This window comes from Arthrobacter sp. FW305-BF8 (assembly GCF_021789315.1).
In the GTDB taxonomy this organism is placed as follows: domain Bacteria; phylum Actinomycetota; class Actinomycetes; order Actinomycetales; family Micrococcaceae; genus Arthrobacter.
In genome coordinates this window covers 3963656-3980165 of the sequence record NZ_CP084561.1, presented here as the reverse complement: position 1 = coordinate 3980165, position 16510 = coordinate 3963656, and the positions used below count along the sequence as shown (strand labels likewise).

Below are 16510 nucleotides of genomic sequence, written 5' to 3'. Positions count from 1 at the left end.
TCAGCCGGGCCAGACGTCCTGCGTGGCGAGGCGGTCGGTGAACTCCGCGGCGGGGAGGGGGCGGCTGAAGTAGTAGCCCTGCCCGCTGATGCAGCCCGTGCTGCGCAGGTGCTCGGCCTGCTCCGCGTTCTCAACGCCCTCCCACACGGCCTCGAGCCCGCAGGCCCGGATGAGCTGGTGGATGGCGGCGATCAGGGCCGGCTGCGCGGGGTCGCTGCCGAGGGCGGTGAGCAGTGTCCGGTCCACCTTGACCCGGTCCACGGGCAGGCGCCGGAGGTAGCTGATGGACGAGTATCCGGTGCCGAAGTCGTCGATCTCCAGGCCCACGCCTAGCTTCCGGAGGCTGGCGAGCGTGTACCTGTCGAGCTCGTTGCCCTGGATGATCGCGCCTTCCGTGAGCTCCAGGACCAGCAGGCCCGGCTCGAGGTCGGCGGCGGTGAGCGCTTCCCGGACGTCCTCAATGAATTGGAGCCGCTGAAGGTCCGCCGCCGTAATGTTGATGCGCATGTCGAAATTGTGCCGGCCGGTTGCGGAAGACGATCGCCAGAGCCGGAGCTGCTCCACCGCATTCTTCAGTACCCAGTTGCCCAGCTCCGAGATGAGGCCGGTTTCCTCGGCGATGGGGATGAATTCGTCCGGCATAATCAGGCCGCGCTTGGGGTGTTTCCAACGGACCAGGGCCTCCACGCCTTCGATTTTGCCCGAGGCAAGTTCGATGACCGGCTGGTAGTACAGCACCAGCTGGTCATTAGCGATAGCCTCGCGCAGTTCCCCCACCAGCTGGTTGCGGAGCTGCCGGGCATGCAGCATGGCCGGTTCGAACACCCGCAGCTTGTTGCGGCCATCGGCCTTGGAGGCGTACATCGCGATGTCCGCCTCCATCAGCAGCTCCTCCGACGTCTCGCCGGGATCCGCAATCCGAAGCCCCAGGCTCGCGCCGCAGCGGATGGTCTTGCCGTCCACTTGCAGGGTTTCGTTGAGCGAATCCAGGATCCGGTTTCCGACGGCGGCCGCCTTGGCCGGCGTGGTGGGAGGAAGCAGGACGGCGAACTCGTCGCCGCCCAGCCGGGCCACCATGCCGCCGTCGCCCACGCACGAACGGATCCGTGCGCCGACCGTTGCCAGCACCTGGTCGCCCATCGAGTGGCCGTACGAATCATTGATGCTCTTGAAGGCGTCCAGGTCCAGCAGCAGCAGCGCCGGCGGAGGCCCGCCGTCGGCCACCTCTGCCTGGGCCGCGTTGACGGCGCTGACCAGCGCCGACCGGTTGTAGAGTCCGGTCAGGGAATCGGTGAGCGCCATCTGCTGCAGCTCTTCGTGCGCCGCGTTGAGCATGCGCGTGCGCAGTTCCACGCGCTGCTCGAGCTCCTGGTAGATGATCTGCAAATCCTCGGCGAGCAGGTTGGTGCCCATGATCACCGCGTCCAGCTCGTCCCTGGCCTCGGAAATCTCAATGCGCGAGTGGAGTTCCCCGGCTGCCAGGCGGACGATTCCGTCGAGAAGCTTCCCCAGCCGGGGATCGTCGTTAGAGAACGTCGTCAAGGCGGCTCAACCAGTCGAGGGCGTCGTTTTCGTCGGTGAAATAGCGGGCCGGCACGGAGCTGAATTCGCCGCCCAGCAGAAAGTGCCCCAGCAGCCTGTCCACCGGCGATTCGCCCAGGATCGCCCAGGCGGACACCGACGGGATCGCTGCGTAGGCAGCACGTGCCGCGCGGGTCACGGAGGCCACTCCCGTGAGTTCAAGTACGACGGCGACCCTCCGTTCTCCCGCCAGCTCGCCGAGGCGGCGGTGCAGGTGGGCGGCCGCGGTCTCGTTAAGGTGCGCGCCGGGCGGGAGGACCGCTTTGACGGCAAGGTCGGGCAGCACGGTAAAGACGGCAGCGGCGGGAGGCGCCGTGGGCTGCAGCGGCGCGGCACCGGGAAACACTCTGGCTTCTGGCATTTACCCCCCCTGGAGAAATTGCTGTTGGCGCCGGTCCGAAGGCTCCGCTGAGGCGATGAAGCCACGGACGGTGGCGCTACGCTCCGGTGCAGCAGCTGTATCGAACAGCGTAGCGGCATCGTCAAGCATTCGCAGCGATTCCGGTTCGTGTCCCTGCGCCATCAGTGCCTTGCCCAGGATGAAGGTGGCTTCCGCCGCGGTCTGGGTGGCAAGGATGGGGAACTTGCTGCGAAGCGGAGTCAGGAGGCTGATTGCCGCTTCCATGTCCCCGGTGAGGAAGCACCAGTGGGCACGCACCAGTGACATCTCCAGGATGTCCCGTTCGCTGCCGCCCACCACTTCGGTGGCAAGTTCCGCGCGTTCGATGCAGCGCAGCGTTGCCGCGTCAGCCAGCTTAGCCTGCAGGCGCATTTCGGCGGAGGCGCGGTTGAACCTGGCCCACAGGTCGACGTCCTGCGAGGGGGAAAGTTTGCCCGCGGCCAGGTCGTGGTAGTGGCCGCCTTCGCTGACCCGGTTGCTGAGGAACGCGACGTTGCCAATAACCCAATAGGCCTTGCCGGCTGTATCTTCGTCCACGTGCTCGGTGAGCAGCGACTCCAGGTCCATGCACTCCTCCCAGGCGTCCTCGAGCCGGCCACTTTCCCCGAGGGCGGCGATCAGTGCCTGCTGGGCGTGGATGTGCAGGTAAACGTTTTCGAAGTCGCCGGCCACCAGAGCGGCTGCGGTGGAAGCAGCATCCACCGCCTCGTGGAGCCGGCCAAGGCCCTGCAACGAATGTGCCAGCAGCATGGCGGCGCGGGCACCCAGATCGGGGGCCGAACCCGCAACCGGATGGGCTGCGAGTTCCGCGGCGAGCTTCTGGCACTCCTGCATGGCGCCCTGGTCCCGCAGGCATTCGGCCTGTAGCAGGACCATCTTCCACCAGCGCAGCTCGTCACCGGCCTCCCGGGCCAGTTCCGCCGCGTGCCCGGCCTGGTCGTGTCCGGCGGTGTAGTCCCGCCGCTTCCAGCTTTCGCGCGCAGCCAGCTCTGCAATCACGAAGGGGGACAGGTCACGCTGCATAGGCATGCTCCCAATTATCCACAATCCCGTCCGTGGGAGGACCGGGTAAGGGGCAGAACCACGGTTGTTACGGCAATTGCAAGAACGGGCGAAAAAAACATGGCGAATCCTTCGGAATTGACAGGATTTGACTTGACCAAACCTTGATCTGATGACCGTATACTGTCGCCGTAATGTGCAATTCGGTTTACAGCTACAAACAACGAAAGGGACAGCGGATGAAGAAACTTGCCGCAACACTTGTTATGACCGGCATCCTTGCAGTTGCAGGCTTCGCTGCTCCTGCCAACGCGGCCTCGAAGGACAAGGACATCTCCACGACCTCCACTTCGAGCTCCGAGGTCAATTACGCCAGCGTCGGCTGGTGGCCCCACTAGGATTGGCCCCTGGCCAAGCAAAATTGTGAAAAGCCGCCCCGGACCATAATGGCCGGGGCGGCTTTCGTTTGGGCTAAGCCGGTTGTTTAGGCGTCGGGCGTGGGGCCGCCGGACCCTGCGTCGTGGTCGTCCTCGGCGTTCTCCTCGGCCTGGGGTCCGTCGACCGGAAGGGTCACGGATACGGTGGTTCCCTTGCCCAGAACGGACGAAAGGTCCAGTGAGCCGCCATGGCGGCGGACGATGTCCTGTGCGATGGCGAGTCCCAGGCCGCTGCCCGGGATGGCGGCTGAGGAAGCATTGGATGCCCGGTAGAAACGCGTAAACACCTGGGCGATTTCCTGATCGGGAATCCCCACCCCTGTGTCTGTGATGCTCACGGCGGCGCAGGACCTCCCGCCCGCGGAGTCAAGGGACATGAAGGTGATGCTGATCCGGCCGCCATGGGGCGTGAACTTGATGGCGTTCGCCACGATGTTGGTGAAGACCTGCTCCAGCTGGGCCTCGTCGGCCTGGACCTTGACGTCCTCGTGCGAGTCGGCGCCGGCGATGGTGACGTTCCGCGACTCGGCGAGCGGGCGCAATGCGGCCACGACGATCCGCAGGACCTGGCCGAGCTCCACCTGCTTGAGGTTCAGGTTGCCGGGGGTGTCTTGCTGGGAGACCGTGAGCATGTCCTCGATCAGCCGTCGGAGGCGGTCGGAGTTCCGCGAGATGACGTCCATCATGGATTCGATGCCCGCGGGAACGGGGCCACCGGCTCCGTCGCGGATCATGTCGAGGTAGGCCGTGATGGACGTGAGCGGCGTGCGGAGCTCGTGGTTGACCGTGGCGAGGAAGTCTGTCTTGGCCTTGTCCAGTTCGCGGAGCTGCTGCAGCACCTGCAACTGGGCGCTGATCAGGTGGCCCTGGATGAGGCTGTGGGCGAGGTTGCCAGCGACGTGCTGGATTAGGGCGATCTCGGCCCTGGTCCAGTCGCGAGGAGCCGACACCTGCGCTATCCAAACGATCCCCAGGGCCGTCTCGCCTTCCCCCACGGGCAGGGCAACCGACGCGCGGACCGGGCCCAGGCCGGACCACTCCCGCAATCCCTCGGCCAGTGCTGCGGATTGTTCCCTCTGGTGGTCCGGAACCGCGAGGGCCTCGGCGGCCGACCACAGCGACGTCGTCTGCTCCCGGGCAGCATCCTCGAAGGAGCCGAGCGTGTCCGGCAGCTTGGAGTGGCCGGGCAGGCACCACTGGGCGCTGATCCTTGGCACGCGCGAATCCTGGAACGTGGTGAACCAGACGTGGTCCACCCCCAGGGATTCCCCGAAGCCGCGGACCAGGTGCCCCGCCATCTGCTGGGGGCTGTTGGTGCCGCGGATGGCGGCCGAGACGTTCCGGAGGCTTTCGCGCAGGAACTCGGCTTCAGCCCGGATGCGGCGGCGTTCCCGGGCCCGGCCAATCAGCGTTTCCACCCGGTGGGTCAGCTCCCGGGCAGCTGCGTCATAGGAGATGTAGTCGGCGATGCCCCACGGTTCGAGCTGGGCCAGGTCGAAGTCACCGGCGAGGTCCACCAGCAGCAGCACGGGGGTGCCCTCCCACGCGTACCCGTCCGTCAGTTCGGTATCAAGAAGTACGACGGCGGCGGTGTTGCCTTCCAGCGCATCGGCAAGTGATCCGGCGTCGGGCGCTTTACGGACGGTAAAACCCGCATCGGTGAGAACCGACGCCACGGCGTCCAGGCGGGCGGCGTCGGTTAGGGCGACCACCGCCTCGCGAGGTGCGGAGGCAGACTCCGCCGGTGCCTGGACCATGTGCCCCCTGTGTTGCGAGTGCCTTTTGAGGCTACCGTGACTTTGGACTCACATTATCAGTCCGCGGAGCGTTGGCCGCGTACGGAATGGCTGTACCTTGATACTTGTCCCCTTAGCCACCGCGGAGGTTTGATTTGGATTCCCACAGCACGGGCCGTCACACACTGTTCGACTTGGAATTGGATCCCGAATACCTCCTTCGGCTGACCTGGGCGCGGGACGCCAGCATCACCGAGGCCGATGCCGAGGCTGCCATGGAGAGGGTGAACCTCCTTTGCGGTCAGAACCGGCATCCCATGCTCGTGGACATGGCCACGACTGCCGATGTGAGCCGCGGCGCGCGTGCCGTCTTCGGCCGTCCGTGCCAGGCCTCAAGGATCGCGCTGCTCGGTTCGTCTCCGGTAGACCGGGTAATGGCCAACTTCTTCCTGGGCATCAACAAGCTCCCGTGCCCCACAAGGTTTTTCACGTCCGAGGCCGACGCCCTCGCCTGGCTGAAGCTCAGGTAGCCCCAGGTCTTGCCCGCCGGCTCTCCGGCGGGCTCCTTCGCGCCCTCAGCGTGCCTGGAGCACCGCGAAATAGCCCGGAATCTGTTCCGGCCGGTCAACGGACCTGAGGGGCCGGGTTTCAATGGTGACCGGACCGTCTTCCACCACATCCCACTGCGCCTCCGGAAAGGCCCGCCGGCGCTGCTCGGCGCCGAAGCGGCCGGGGATGGGCAGGGCGCGGATGGCCTTTTCGAGGGGTCCGGGGATGGAGTGCGGTGTCGCACCAAGATGACTGACGTACTCGATGGGATTCCCGCGGAAGTTAGTCTCGGCCAGGAACACGCGGCCGCGTTTGCCCACGAGCGTATGCAGCTGCCCGGCCAACGCTGCCTGGGCAGGCCGTTTCAGCACGTGGAAGACGCCCCGGATGAAGATGTTGGCTTCACCGGAGAATCCGGCTGCGGCCAGGGCGTCGGCCACGGCACGGGTGCCCGCGGCGCTTGTCATGTCGGCCGCGACGAAGGAGACCCGCGCCAGCCCTTCTGATTCGGTGGCCGCACGGGCGACGGCGTTGGCTGAGACGTCCACCCCCAGAACGTACGGAAAGTAGGTGGCAAGCGCGCGGCTGAAGACGCCGCTGCCGCACCCGACATCGACGAGGGGAATGTTGGGGTCCAGCTGCCGCGTCAGGTGCTCCAGATACGCCTGCAGCTCGTGGTCACTGCCGGAATCCCACAGGACGTCGCCTCGGGCGCCAGTGGCTCCCACCCGCCCCCAGTACTGGTCCCAGGCCACACCGGGATCCTTTGGCGCGTTCGAGGACAACTTCACCAGTTTGGGGAGCAGCAGGTATTTCTTGAGCGCCGAGAGCATCATTCAAATATATGTTGCCTGGGACACATCGCCGTTCAGCGGGCACCCCGTGGCCCGCGCTCGTTATTTCGCCGCCCGGGGGTCTACGGGCCGGCCGCGTCCTGCGTCGGTGACCCGGGCGCCGCGCTGGCAGGACCCGTAGCCGCCGGGTCCGGGGCCGCACCTGTGGGGGCTGGTGCGGGAACTGCGGGGTCCGGGGCCGCACCTGTGGAGGCTGGCGCGGGAACCGCAGGGCCCGCCGTCGTTTCTGGCGGCGGGGCACCCGGAGATGCTGCGCCCGACTGCGCACCTTGCGACGGGACGGCCGGCTGGCCCGGCGTCGGTGCACCCGGCTGGGATCCCGAGCCCGGGTCAGACCCGCCAGTGGCTCCGGGCGACGGCGATGATCCCGGCGACGGCGCGCCCGTGCCGGTTTGGGGCGTGGCGCTTGGATCGGTTCGGATGATCTCCATGAGCTGTTCCTTGTAGGCGCCCAACCGTCCCTCGATCTCGGACAGGGGAACGCCCTGCAGGGTGCGTCCGAACTCGGCGATCTCCTGCCACAGCGCATTGAGCCGGGCCACGCCGTCCGTGCTGAGCGGCCCGTCCAGGGTGAGTACCAGCTGGCTGGCCAGGGCGTACGTCAGGCAGCGGAGGCAGTTGTAGTTCGCGGCGGCGGACAGGTTCTCGGGGACCACCACATCCGCCTGGCCAACGATCAGCACCACCTGGAACCCGACGGCCACCGCCGCGCAGTCCGTGCAACTGGCGAAGGCGTACGCCTCGTTGCGGGTGTCCACCGGCCCGTCCTCGGCCCACACCAGCGCGAACGCGACGTCGTAAGTAACGGAGCCGTCGGTCGTGTTCACGGCGAGTGCCTGGTTGCCGTCTTCTTCCGGGGCCGGGGGCTTGTCGAAGGGAAAAACCCACGACGGCGGCGCGGCGTCACCGGTTGCCGTACCCGGGCTTTGGTCTCGGGCCGGGCCGGGCTGGTTGCGTTCCGTTTGGCCCGGAGCGGATGCGGTTGCTGCTCCTTGCCTCGGCACGAGCACCATGCTGAGTTGCGGCTCCTCCCGCGTGGGCAGCGCCGTTCCGTCCGGCCAGAGCGCCACGGTCTGCCCCGTCCGGCCCTCGTGAAGGGCGCCGTCGGGACCAGCCATGGCCGGATAGACGGCGGCCGTGGCATCGGCGAGGGTCCCGCGTTCGTAGGGCTGCACCGGGCGGTAGTTGTCGGGCCCTGGCCACCACGCCCACGCCAGCCCGGCGGCGACGGCGCCCGCCGTTGCCAAGGCGGTGGCGCGCTGCAGGGGCCTGCCCCGGGTTTTGGTCCAGAGTCCCGTGAGGAGTTGCCGCGCCAGCCGCAGCAGCATGTACACCACGCCCAGCACGGGAAGGACGACGGCGGCAATCGCCAGCACGCGCACGGCACCGTCACCAACATTTCCACTCGCAAGGCTTCCGGACAGAAGGGCTTGCTGATGCTGCAGGCTCGCCCACGCCGTGCCCAGGAGCCGCGGGAAGGAGACAACCATGAGCACCAGGCTGAGCAGCAGCAGGGGGACGGTGACCAGGACCCAGACCGTGATGATGGCCCGCGCCCACGGCTTAAGGGCCTGCGCCTCGGGTTCAGGCTTGCCCCAGCGCCAGGGCAGGAGCCCGTGCAGAGTTGGCCGGATCCGCTGGAAGAGGTCGGGCACGCCTGTGGCGTCGGCCAGGATGTGGTACCCGTCGAAGCGGACCAGAGGAAGGAGTTGGCGCACCATTTGCAGGATCTGCGTGAGCACCACCAGGAGCAGCGCATCGAAACCTGTCGCCCACCAGACACCCATGGTGGCGATCGCGACGATGGCGTTGAAGTACAGGCCGCCCATATCCGTCCGCAGCCTGCCACCACGCCCCAGCCGGTAGGAGTCGGTGACATCCGTGTAGAAGGCTGGCCAGACGAGGTAGAGCCCGGCACCCATCGCGCCGGGAGTAGCACCGCCGCGGCGTGCTGCAGCGGCGTGGCCGAATTCGTGGAAGCCGGCCGACAGTACCGTGACGGCGAAAATCAGCAGGAGCAGCCAAGGGTTGGCGAAGGCGTCGTGCGTGGCGGAGGCCAGGCCTTTTACCATCAGGACCCACCAGCACGATGCCAGGAATCCCACGGCGACAACTGCCACGATCAGGGGATTGAACAGCACCGCGAACGGGGCCGTCAGCCTCCGGGTGCGTTCCGGGTCCGTGACGGTGTACCGGAATCGCATGCCCAGCAGCGGATCCGTTCGGCGGACTTCCGGCTGCGACCCGTCCGCCAGCTGCAGCAGGCCAAGTGGCAGCAGCTGCCCCTCGATCAGCGTCCTGACATTGTCTCCGGTGATGAGCCGGCCTGACCGCGGGCTGGCCACCTCGGCGATCTCATCCACGTCCCGAACACCGTCGATGGCTTCGAGGACGTGAAAAAGCAGCCGGGTGAGCTGGATGGTCTGGCCGTCGGCTCGGCGGACCAGCGAAGGGGCCTCCCGGTACCCGGACCCCTTCGCCTCACCGATGAGCTGGATCCCCGCCGCCCGCACCGGCACGTCGCCGCTTGTGCCAGGGCTGAGTACGACGGCGGCGCGGGTACCTCGCGTGGGGGACCCGCCCGCCGTCGTCGGACCCGGTGAGGGAACCGGATCCGGTGAGGGAACCGGGCCGGCTGGGGGCGTAGGGGAAACCGGCAGGCCGTCCACTCCGGACGGCCCGCTGTGTTTGGCGCTCATTCAGGAACTACTGCTGCAGATCGGACTGCTGATCTGCCGATGCGGTTGCCTCGCCGTCGATGTCCTGCGTGATGATGGCGTCCTGCTGGGCCACGGCGAAGGCATCGCTGTCGATCGAGCCGATGTTGGCTGCAACTGCCGCGTCGATGGGCGCGGCAACGTTGGCGTTCGCAGCCACGGCGCCGTTGATGGGTGCGGCGATGTCGGCGTCGGCCGCGAGATCTACGTTGACGTTGAGCAGGTCTCCGCCGAGGGCATCGGCCGGATCGACGGGTAGGGCACCGACACCCGTGCCGTCGGGAAGGGTTCCGTCCGGAAGGGTGCCGTCGGGAACCGTGCCATCGGGCAGCGTGCCGCCGTCGATGACGTCATCCGAGGTGCTGTCGGGAGTGCCGCCGTCGATGACGCCATCCGAGGTGCTGTCCGGCGTCGCGCCGTCGACATTTCCGCCGTCAGCATTACCGCCGTCAACACCGGACCCCTGGGTGATGGTGCTGTCCTGCGCGGAGTCCGCCGTGGCATCCGCCGTAATTCCCTGGTCGATGATGACGCCCTGGTCGGCGAGGGCCTGCGACTCCGACCCAAAGGACAGGATGTTGGCGGAGGCCGCCGCGTCAATCGGCGCTGCGACGTTGGCATTGGCCGCCACGGCGAGGTCGATCGGCGCGGCGGCGCTGATGCCCAAGTCGAGGTCCGCGTTGAGGTCGAGTACGGACGCGACTTCCTTGTCCGGCAGGGCGGTGCCCGCCTGCGCATTGAGTTCGTCGTCGGAAAGCGGGGTCAATCCCTGTTCATTGCTCACGCTAGGCTCCAGTTCCGGCGTCGGATTCCCCGCCCCCAGCGGACAGGTGCACCGAGCCCGTATGCCCGTCAATAGTAAGCAGGATTACTATTTCCTGAAAACACCTCAGCGCAGGCGGGAACCCCACAAAACCCCTTCATTGCTCCGAAGATGCCCTTCTCAGGGTTCAAAAGGGCACTTCCGGAGCAACGGATGGGCTATTTGAGCCCGGCGCCGGGCAGCAGCTCCGTGGCCCCTAGCGAGTCCGCAATGAAGCCGTAATCCCAGGCCCGCTCGCGCCACTGCACATAGCGGCCCGAAGCCCCGCCGTGGCCACCGTCCATCTCAATCTTCATGACGATCGGCTCGCTGCCCGTGGTCTTGTTCCGCAGTTCCTGCACCCACTTGGCCGGCTCCACGTAGAGCACGCGGGTGTCGTTGAAGGACGTCACCGCCGCGATCTTCGGGTAGGCAACCTCGCGGACATTCTCGTACGGCGTGTACGACTTCATGTACTCATACACCGCGGGATCGGTGATCGGGTTGCCCCATTCCTCCCACTCGAGGGCCGACAACGGCAGCTCGGGGTCCAGGATGCTGGTGAGGGGATCAACGAACGGAACCTGCGCCACGATGGCGGTGTACTTCTCCGGGGCGAGGTTGGCCACCGCGCCCATAAGCAGGCCGCCCGCGGATCCGCCCAGTGCGGCGATCCGGTCCGGTGCCACCCAGCCGGACTGCGCCAGCCAGTCTGTGGCCGCAATGAAGTCTGTGAACGTGTTTTTCTTGCTGAGCTTCTTGCCGTCCTCGTACCAGTGCCGGCCGAGTTCGCCGCCTCCGCGGATGTGGGCGATGACGAACACAACTCCGCGGTCCAGCAGGGAAAGCCGGGCGATGCCGAAGCCCGGGTCCATGCTCAGCTCATACGAGCCGTAGCCATAAACCAGCCCGGCCGCCGTCGAGTCCTGCTTGACGGCTTTGTGCCGCAGCACCGACAGGGGGATCCGGGTGCCGTCGGCGGCCTCGGCCCACTCCCGGGTGGCCACGTAGTCGGAGCCGTCGTAGCCGCCGAGCACCGGGCTTTCCTTGCGCAGCAGCAGTTCGCCGGCCGGCCGCTCCGGCGTGGGCAGGACGAAGTCGTACACCCGCGACGGGGTGAAGTAGGACGTGTAGCCCAGCCGGATGACGGGGGCCTCGTAGTCGGAGCCGCCCACCCCCGAGGTGTACAGCTCCTCATCGAATGCGGGCTCCACCGGAGCCTGCTGGGCGGCGGTGCCCAGCCCGGACAGGGGCATCACCTGGACCCGCTCGATGGTGTCCTTCCGGATCGACACCACCAGGTGGGTGGCGGTGACCCCCGCCCCGTTGACCCTGACGTCGTCGGAATGCTCGACGACGGTGCTCCAGTGCTGTTCGGCCAGCGGCTTGGACAGCTCGGCCGGGTCCACCAGCGAGACCATCGAGTTCACGGCGTTGCGGTTGTGGGTGATCAGGATGCGTTCGGTTTTCTGCCCGTCCGGGCCCTCAAGCAGGAAGGGTTCGGCCTCGTAAAGCACGCGCTCGTTGCGGGAGATGACGGTGGACAGGCCGCCCGCGGGGTCGTCAAAGCGCAGCAGGCGCGTTTCGCTGTACTCGGAGCAGCCGATGCCGAGCACGAGGTGACGCCGGTCCGAGGAGAGCTCAAAGCCCAGCCACATGGCGGCGTCATCCTCCTGGTAAATCACCTCATCGTCGGTGACGGGGGTTCCCAGGACGTGGGACTTGACCTGGTACGGCCGCCAGGAATCATCCACCACGGTGTAGAAGATGCGGGTGCCGTCCGGGGAGAAGGAAACCCCGTAGAAGACGTTCTCGATGATGTCCGGCAGCAGTTCGCCGGTTCGCAGGTCCTTGATCCGCAGGGTGAACCGTTCGTCGCCGGAGTTGTCCACGGCGTAGGCGTAAAGGTTTCCGTCGATGGTGACTGCGGTGCCGCCCACGGAGAAGAACGGCTTGCCTTCGGCCTCGACGTTGCCGTCCAGCAGGACTTCCTCACCGGGGATCTCGACGCCGGCCTCCACAGCCGGCGGCGTCCACTCCGCCACGGGATTGCCTGTGTTTCGGGCGCGGACCCGGCACTGGATGCCGTACTCCTTGCCCTCGACAGACCGGCTGAAGTACCACCAGCTGTCCTTGCGGTTGGGAACGGACAGGTCTGTCTCTTTGGTCCTGCTTTTGATCTCCTGGAAGATGGCCTCGCGCAGCGGTTCCTGGTGGGCCGTCAGGGCTTCCTGGTAGGCGTTCTCTGCCTTCAGGTGCGCCACGACTTCCTCGGACTCCTTGTCCCGCAGCCACTCATACTGGTCCAGGAAGGTATCCCCGTGATGCGTTCGCTCGGCCGGCACCCTCTTGGCGACGGGCGGCCGGGGCGGGGCAGCGGCGGAGGAGCTTGCGGGTTGCTGCAGCGGAGTGTGGGTCATTTCCTCAATATATAGAGCCGCTCCGACATTTGGGCTGCCGTTCGCTACCGGGGGAGAGGTTGGCTTTTTGACGCTCTCCGCCCGCAAGCCAAGGCCCTGTCCCCGTTCAGGCGCCGGGCGTATCCTGAACTCGCGTCAGCAATATGAACCCACACGAGCCTTCGAGGGGGAAGCATGACCATCCCGCCAGTGCATGAACCGGAGCCGTTTCCGCCGGAGCCCGGACCGGATCCGATGCGGCCGGACCCGTCCCGTCCCGCACCGCCGAACCCTGTTCCCACGCCCGAGCCGCCCGGCCCGCTTCCGGTGCCGGACCCCGGGCCCGAGCCACTGCGCCCCGACCCGACCCGCAGTTAGGCTGCCCGCCGGCCGTCCGCCGTCGTCGTCGAACGCGTGAGGATGGCGGTGAGGACACGCAAAATACCTGGGGACGCGGAAACTAGCTGGGGACGCACAAAATACCTGAGGACGCGCACATGGTCCGGCGATGCGGGGATTCCCGCATCGCCGGGCCATTTTCGTGTCCCGGGCCCAAATGCGCGTCGCCAACCGCATGCCGAGCAGCAGGGAAATGTCCCAATTCCGCAACATTCGGGATTTTCCTGTTACCTGAGTCACATGCAGGCTAGGGTTAGATCCGGTCGCAGCGTCGCGGCCAAGCATGAGGGGAGAAGTTTTGAACCAGAAGCTCAAGGTACTGGTCCGCGTGGACCTTGACTGCGGTGAGGCTCAGGTCGCCGCCCAGGGACATGTAACCGCCCAAAGCATCCAAGCTCTTTACGTCGTTATGAAGCGCGCCAACCACCTCCGTCAGGGCCTGCAGCTCGTCGTCGATGTCAGCCACGCCCGTGTCGAACCCGTCGCGCTGGAACAGTTGCGGGAATGCTCCAAAACGCACCACCTGCCGCGTTCCATTGATCCGCAGCAGTCCGAATGCAACGTCCGCGTCCTGGCCCCGGCCGACGGCGGTACGGGCGCCCGAGCGCGCCGCTTCCCGGTCGCTGCGGCTGCTTGAGCGGTTCATAAGTTAGCTGGACTGCACACCTTGCTGAACTGCACAGCTACTTGAACTGAACACAGCGAGGCCCCGGATTCCCCAAGGAGTCCGGGGCCTCAGTCTGTGCCGGAAGGTGCCTGCGGCAGCGGCCGGGCCTGAGTGCCAGGAGCCGCCGGATCAGACGTCCGGATTCGGGTTCTTCACGTCGCGCTCGCCGATGTCTGCAGCACCCAGAGCGTCAGCCACCGGGGAGTGCACGGCGTCGTGTTCGCGAACGCGCAGCTCGGGATGGTGCAGGTCCAGGGCGGGGCGTTCGGAGCGGATGCGCGGCAGGGACGTGAAGTTGTGCCGCGGCGGCGGGCAGGACGTGGCCCATTCCAGCGAGGCACCGAAGCCCCAGGGATCGTCGACTTCCACCTTTTCCCGGCTCCGGGCGGTGATGAAAACGTTCCAGAAGAACGGAATCAGCGAGGCCCCCAGCAGGAACGAGCCAATGGTGGAGAACTGGTTCATGGCCTCGAAGTTGTCCTGCGGCATGTAGTCCGCGTAGCGGCGGGGCATGCCTTCAACGCCTAGCCAGTGCTGGATCAGGAACGTGGCGTGGAAGCCCACGAGCAGCATCCAGAAGTGGATCTTGCCGAGGCGCTCGTTGAGCATCTTGCCCGTCCACTTCGGCCACCAGAAGTAGAAGCCGGCGAACATCGCGAACACCACGGTGCCGAAGACCACGTAGTGGAAGTGTGCCACCACGAAGTAGGAGTCGGAGACGTGGAAGTCCAGCGGCGGGGAGGCCAGGATGATGCCGGTCAGGCCGCCGAAGAGGAACGTGATGAGGAAGCCGATGCTCCACAGCATGGGGGTCTCGAATGTCAGCGAACCGCCCCACAGGGTCCCGATCCAGTTGAAGAACTTCACGCCGGTGGGGACCGCGATGAACATGGTCATGAGCGCAAAGAACGGGAGCAGCACGGAGCCGGTGACGTACATGTGGTGCGCCCAGACCGTGGCCGACAGGGCGGCGATGGCGATGGTCGCGTAGACCAGGCCCTTGTAGCCGAAGATCGGCTTGCGGCTGAAGACCGGGAAGATCTCGGACACGATGCCGAAGAACGGCAGCGCGATGATGTACACCTCGGGGTGCCCGAAGAACCAGAACAGGTGCTGCCACAACAACGCCCCGCCATTCTCGGGGTCGTAGATGTGGGCGCCGAAGCGGCGGTCCGCGCCGACACCGAACAGCGCGGCGGCCAGTGGCGGGAAGGCCATGATCACCAGCACCGAGGTGATGAAGGTATTCCAGGTGAAGATCGGCATGCGCCACATGGTCATGCCGGGGGCGCGCATGCAGATGATGGTGGTGATGAAGTTGACCGCGCCTAGGATCGTGCCGAAGCCGGACAGTGCCAGGCCGAAGACCCAGAGGTCACCGCCAATGCCCGGTGTAAACGTGGTGTTGTTAAGCGGCGCGTACGCCGTCCAGCCGAAGGACGCCGATCCCTGCGGGGTGATGAAGCCGGACACGGCGATGGTGGAGCCGAACAGGAAGAACCAGAAGGCCAGCGCGTTCAGCCGGGGGAACGCGACGTCAGGTGCACCGATCTGCAGGGGCATGATCACGTTGGTGAAGCCGGCGAACAGCGGGGTGGCGAACATGAGCAGCATGACCGTGCCGTGCATGGTGAACATCTGGTTGTACTGTTCCTTCGTCACCAGAATCTGCATGCCGGGTTCGAAGAGCTCTGCGCGGATGATCAAAGCCATCACGCCGCCGAGGCAGAAGAAAACGAAGGACGCGATCAGGTACATGTACCCGATGGTCTTGTGGTCTGTGGAGGTGATCCACTTGACCACCATGTTGCCTTTTCGGCGGGGCACCACACGAGGAGCCTCGGTGGCGGTGGTGCTGGCTGGTTGCTGATATGCGGTCATTTTCTGCCACTCCCCGGCATCGCGCTTCAACGCCCCGTTTGGTGCGGGGGTGCCGGCAACACCGTGAGCGGTTCACAGAACCGACGGCATCAGGATAGCGCCTGCGGCACCCCCGCAAAAGGTTTACAGATTAATGGCCCGTGGCTGGACCGTGGACCCTCCTGGTGTTGCGGGAGAGCAACAGGGCCAGTCCGATCATGCCGACGCCCAGCAGGAAGTGCAGCCAGTTGTCAGCTGTATTGACCGGAACGAAGTTTGCTGCGGTGTCGTGGCCGATGAGCAGGCCATACAGCCAGAGGACCAGGTATATGACCCCGCCGTACAGCAGGTAGCTCTTGGCCTGTCCCGGCGTCCGGGCCATGAGCAGTCCGGCCACGCCGAAGAGCAGGTGGACGATGTTGTGCAGGATGGATACCTGGAAGACGCCCAGAAGCATGGCTTCGGAGGCGGGTCCGGCCATTCCCAGCGACGGGTAATTCGAGGTGATGCCGGGAATGAAGCCGAGGATGCCGACGAGCAGGAATACTGCTCCGACGGCCTGGGCGGCCCTTTGCAGCCGGGACCTTGCACCGGCCGCGCTGTCCATGGTGGTCATGGCGCCTACTCCTTAATTGGAAGTGGTGAAACGGCTACTCAATTGGAACTGGTGAAGCGGCTACTCTGATGTGGCCCTGTTATGGAAGCCCGTTCTCGGCGGCACTTAGACCACGGTTTTGTTCCCGCGGCGGCGTCGCCAGACAAAGATGACGATCAGGGTGACAATCAATACCGCCGCGATGACGTACGGGGCGTAGTTGAGGCGGTTGGCTTCCGATTCGGCCGGTTCTCCGGTGCCTGGGTTGGCCGGAGGCTCCGACGGGGTTGCGGACGGGGACGACGTTCCGGTGGGCGCGGGCGTTCCGGCCGCATCGGACGTGCCCGTCTGGACCGCGACAGCTTGGACTGTCCCGGCGTGGACAGCCGCCGTTGCGCTCGTAACGGATGGCCCTGCATACGACGGTGCAGCGAGCAAAAGTCCGGCACCGGCAAGGGCAAGTACGGCGGTGAAAGTGGCAAACACTCTGCGCATAGATTCTCCTGCGGTTG

Annotated in this window: 14 protein-coding genes; 2 read left to right on the top strand and 12 right to left on the bottom strand. The window is 66.2% G+C overall.

Annotated features, from left to right (window positions below):
- Genes LFT45_RS18040 through LFT45_RS18030 form a run of 3 tightly spaced genes read right to left on the bottom strand, consistent with a single transcriptional unit; the run spans position 1 to position 3010 of the window.
- Positions 1-1542 carry a putative bifunctional diguanylate cyclase/phosphodiesterase gene (locus LFT45_RS18040; protein WP_236804968.1) on the bottom strand — a complete coding sequence of 514 codons (1542 nt, stop codon included), beginning with the start codon at positions 1540-1542 and terminating at the stop codon, positions 1-3.
- Positions 1526-1942, bottom strand: coding sequence for a DUF7793 family protein (locus LFT45_RS18035; RefSeq protein ID WP_236804967.1), 417 nt, complete (start codon positions 1940-1942; stop codon positions 1526-1528). Before LFT45_RS18035 ends, LFT45_RS18040 begins: the two co-directional genes overlap by 17 nt.
- Entirely contained in the window at positions 1943-3010 is a 1068-nt protein-coding gene (locus tag LFT45_RS18030) for a hypothetical protein (protein WP_236804966.1), read from the bottom strand.
- Between the two features lie 212 nt (positions 3011-3222).
- Here LFT45_RS18030 and LFT45_RS18025 point away from each other — a divergent pair, with 212 nt between their 5' ends.
- Positions 3223-3381: a hypothetical protein gene (locus LFT45_RS18025; RefSeq protein ID WP_236804965.1), complete on the top strand. Its 159-nt coding sequence runs from the start codon at positions 3223-3225 to the stop codon at positions 3379-3381.
- Between the two features lie 86 nt (positions 3382-3467).
- On the opposite strand, the gene LFT45_RS18020 is transcribed toward LFT45_RS18025, so the two are convergent.
- Positions 3468-5177 carry an ATP-binding response regulator gene (locus tag LFT45_RS18020; protein WP_236804964.1) on the bottom strand — a complete coding sequence of 570 codons (1710 nt, stop codon included), beginning with the start codon at positions 5175-5177 and terminating at the stop codon, positions 3468-3470.
- A 173-nt stretch (positions 5178-5350) separates the two neighbouring features.
- Here LFT45_RS18020 and LFT45_RS18015 point away from each other — a divergent pair, with 173 nt between their 5' ends.
- Positions 5351-5686 (top strand): STAS/SEC14 domain-containing protein, encoded by a 336-nt coding sequence (locus LFT45_RS18015; RefSeq protein WP_442863572.1) that lies wholly within the window; start codon positions 5351-5353, stop codon positions 5684-5686.
- A gap of 45 nt (positions 5687-5731) precedes the next feature.
- Here LFT45_RS18015 and LFT45_RS18010 read toward each other — a convergent pair whose 3' ends face one another.
- From LFT45_RS18010 to LFT45_RS17975, 8 genes are all read right to left on the bottom strand, one after another.
- Positions 5732-6538 carry a class I SAM-dependent methyltransferase gene (locus LFT45_RS18010; protein ID WP_236809413.1) on the bottom strand — a complete coding sequence of 269 codons (807 nt, stop codon included), beginning with the start codon at positions 6536-6538 and terminating at the stop codon, positions 5732-5734.
- Positions 6539-6621: 83 nt separating this feature from the next.
- On the bottom strand, positions 6622-9258 hold the full coding sequence (locus LFT45_RS18005) for a hypothetical protein (protein WP_236804963.1): 2637 nt from the start codon (positions 9256-9258) through the stop codon (positions 6622-6624).
- 7 nt (positions 9259-9265) lie between these two features.
- A complete protein-coding gene (locus LFT45_RS18000; RefSeq protein ID WP_236804962.1) occupies positions 9266-10060 on the bottom strand; it encodes a peptidoglycan-binding protein in 795 nt (264 codons plus the stop codon).
- Between the two features lie 197 nt (positions 10061-10257).
- Positions 10258-12498: a S9 family peptidase gene (locus LFT45_RS17995; RefSeq protein WP_236804961.1), complete on the bottom strand. Its 2241-nt coding sequence runs from the start codon at positions 12496-12498 to the stop codon at positions 10258-10260.
- Between the two features lie 631 nt (positions 12499-13129).
- On the bottom strand, positions 13130-13522 hold the full coding sequence (locus LFT45_RS23375; RefSeq protein ID WP_336885586.1) for a hypothetical protein: 393 nt from the start codon (positions 13520-13522) through the stop codon (positions 13130-13132).
- Positions 13523-13672: 150 nt separating this feature from the next.
- A complete protein-coding gene (gene ctaD, locus LFT45_RS17985) occupies positions 13673-15424 on the bottom strand; it encodes an aa3-type cytochrome oxidase subunit I (RefSeq protein ID WP_236804959.1) in 1752 nt (583 codons plus the stop codon).
- Positions 15425-15554: 130 nt separating this feature from the next.
- Complete coding sequence (locus LFT45_RS17980; protein ID WP_236804958.1) at positions 15555-16019, bottom strand: DUF4383 domain-containing protein; 465 nt, start codon at positions 16017-16019, stop codon at positions 15555-15557.
- Between the two features lie 105 nt (positions 16020-16124).
- Positions 16125-16493 carry a LuxR family transcriptional regulator gene (locus tag LFT45_RS17975; protein WP_236804957.1) on the bottom strand — a complete coding sequence of 123 codons (369 nt, stop codon included), beginning with the start codon at positions 16491-16493 and terminating at the stop codon, positions 16125-16127.
- Positions 16494-16510: the final 17 nt, after the last annotated feature.

Excerpts from the sequence above, each read along its gene's own strand:
- LFT45_RS18035 (WP_236804967.1), bottom strand. The coding sequence starts at position 1,942 with ATGCCAGAAGCCAGAGTGTTTCCCGGTGCCGCGCCGCTGCAGCCCACG.
- LFT45_RS18030 (WP_236804966.1), bottom strand. The coding sequence starts at position 3,010 with ATGCCTATGCAGCGTGACCTGTCCCCCTTCGTGATTGCAGAGCTGGCT.
- LFT45_RS18025 (WP_236804965.1), top strand. The coding sequence starts at position 3,223 with ATGAAGAAACTTGCCGCAACACTTGTTATGACCGGCATCCTTGCAGTT.
- LFT45_RS18020 (WP_236804964.1), bottom strand. The coding sequence starts at position 5,177 with ATGGTCCAGGCACCGGCGGAGTCTGCCTCCGCACCTCGCGAGGCGGTG.
- LFT45_RS18010 (WP_236809413.1), bottom strand. The coding sequence starts at position 6,538 with ATGCTCTCGGCGCTCAAGAAATACCTGCTGCTCCCCAAACTGGTGAAG.
- LFT45_RS18005 (WP_236804963.1), bottom strand. The coding sequence starts at position 9,258 with ATGAGCGCCAAACACAGCGGGCCGTCCGGAGTGGACGGCCTGCCGGTT.
- LFT45_RS17995 (WP_236804961.1), bottom strand. The coding sequence starts at position 12,498 with ATGACCCACACTCCGCTGCAGCAACCCGCAAGCTCCTCCGCCGCTGCC.
- LFT45_RS23375 (WP_336885586.1), bottom strand. The coding sequence starts at position 13,522 with ATGAACCGCTCAAGCAGCCGCAGCGACCGGGAAGCGGCGCGCTCGGGC.
- ctaD (WP_236804959.1), bottom strand. The coding sequence starts at position 15,424 with ATGACCGCATATCAGCAACCAGCCAGCACCACCGCCACCGAGGCTCCT.
- LFT45_RS17980 (WP_236804958.1), bottom strand. The coding sequence starts at position 16,019 with ATGACCACCATGGACAGCGCGGCCGGTGCAAGGTCCCGGCTGCAAAGG.
- LFT45_RS17975 (WP_236804957.1), bottom strand. The coding sequence starts at position 16,493 with ATGCGCAGAGTGTTTGCCACTTTCACCGCCGTACTTGCCCTTGCCGGT.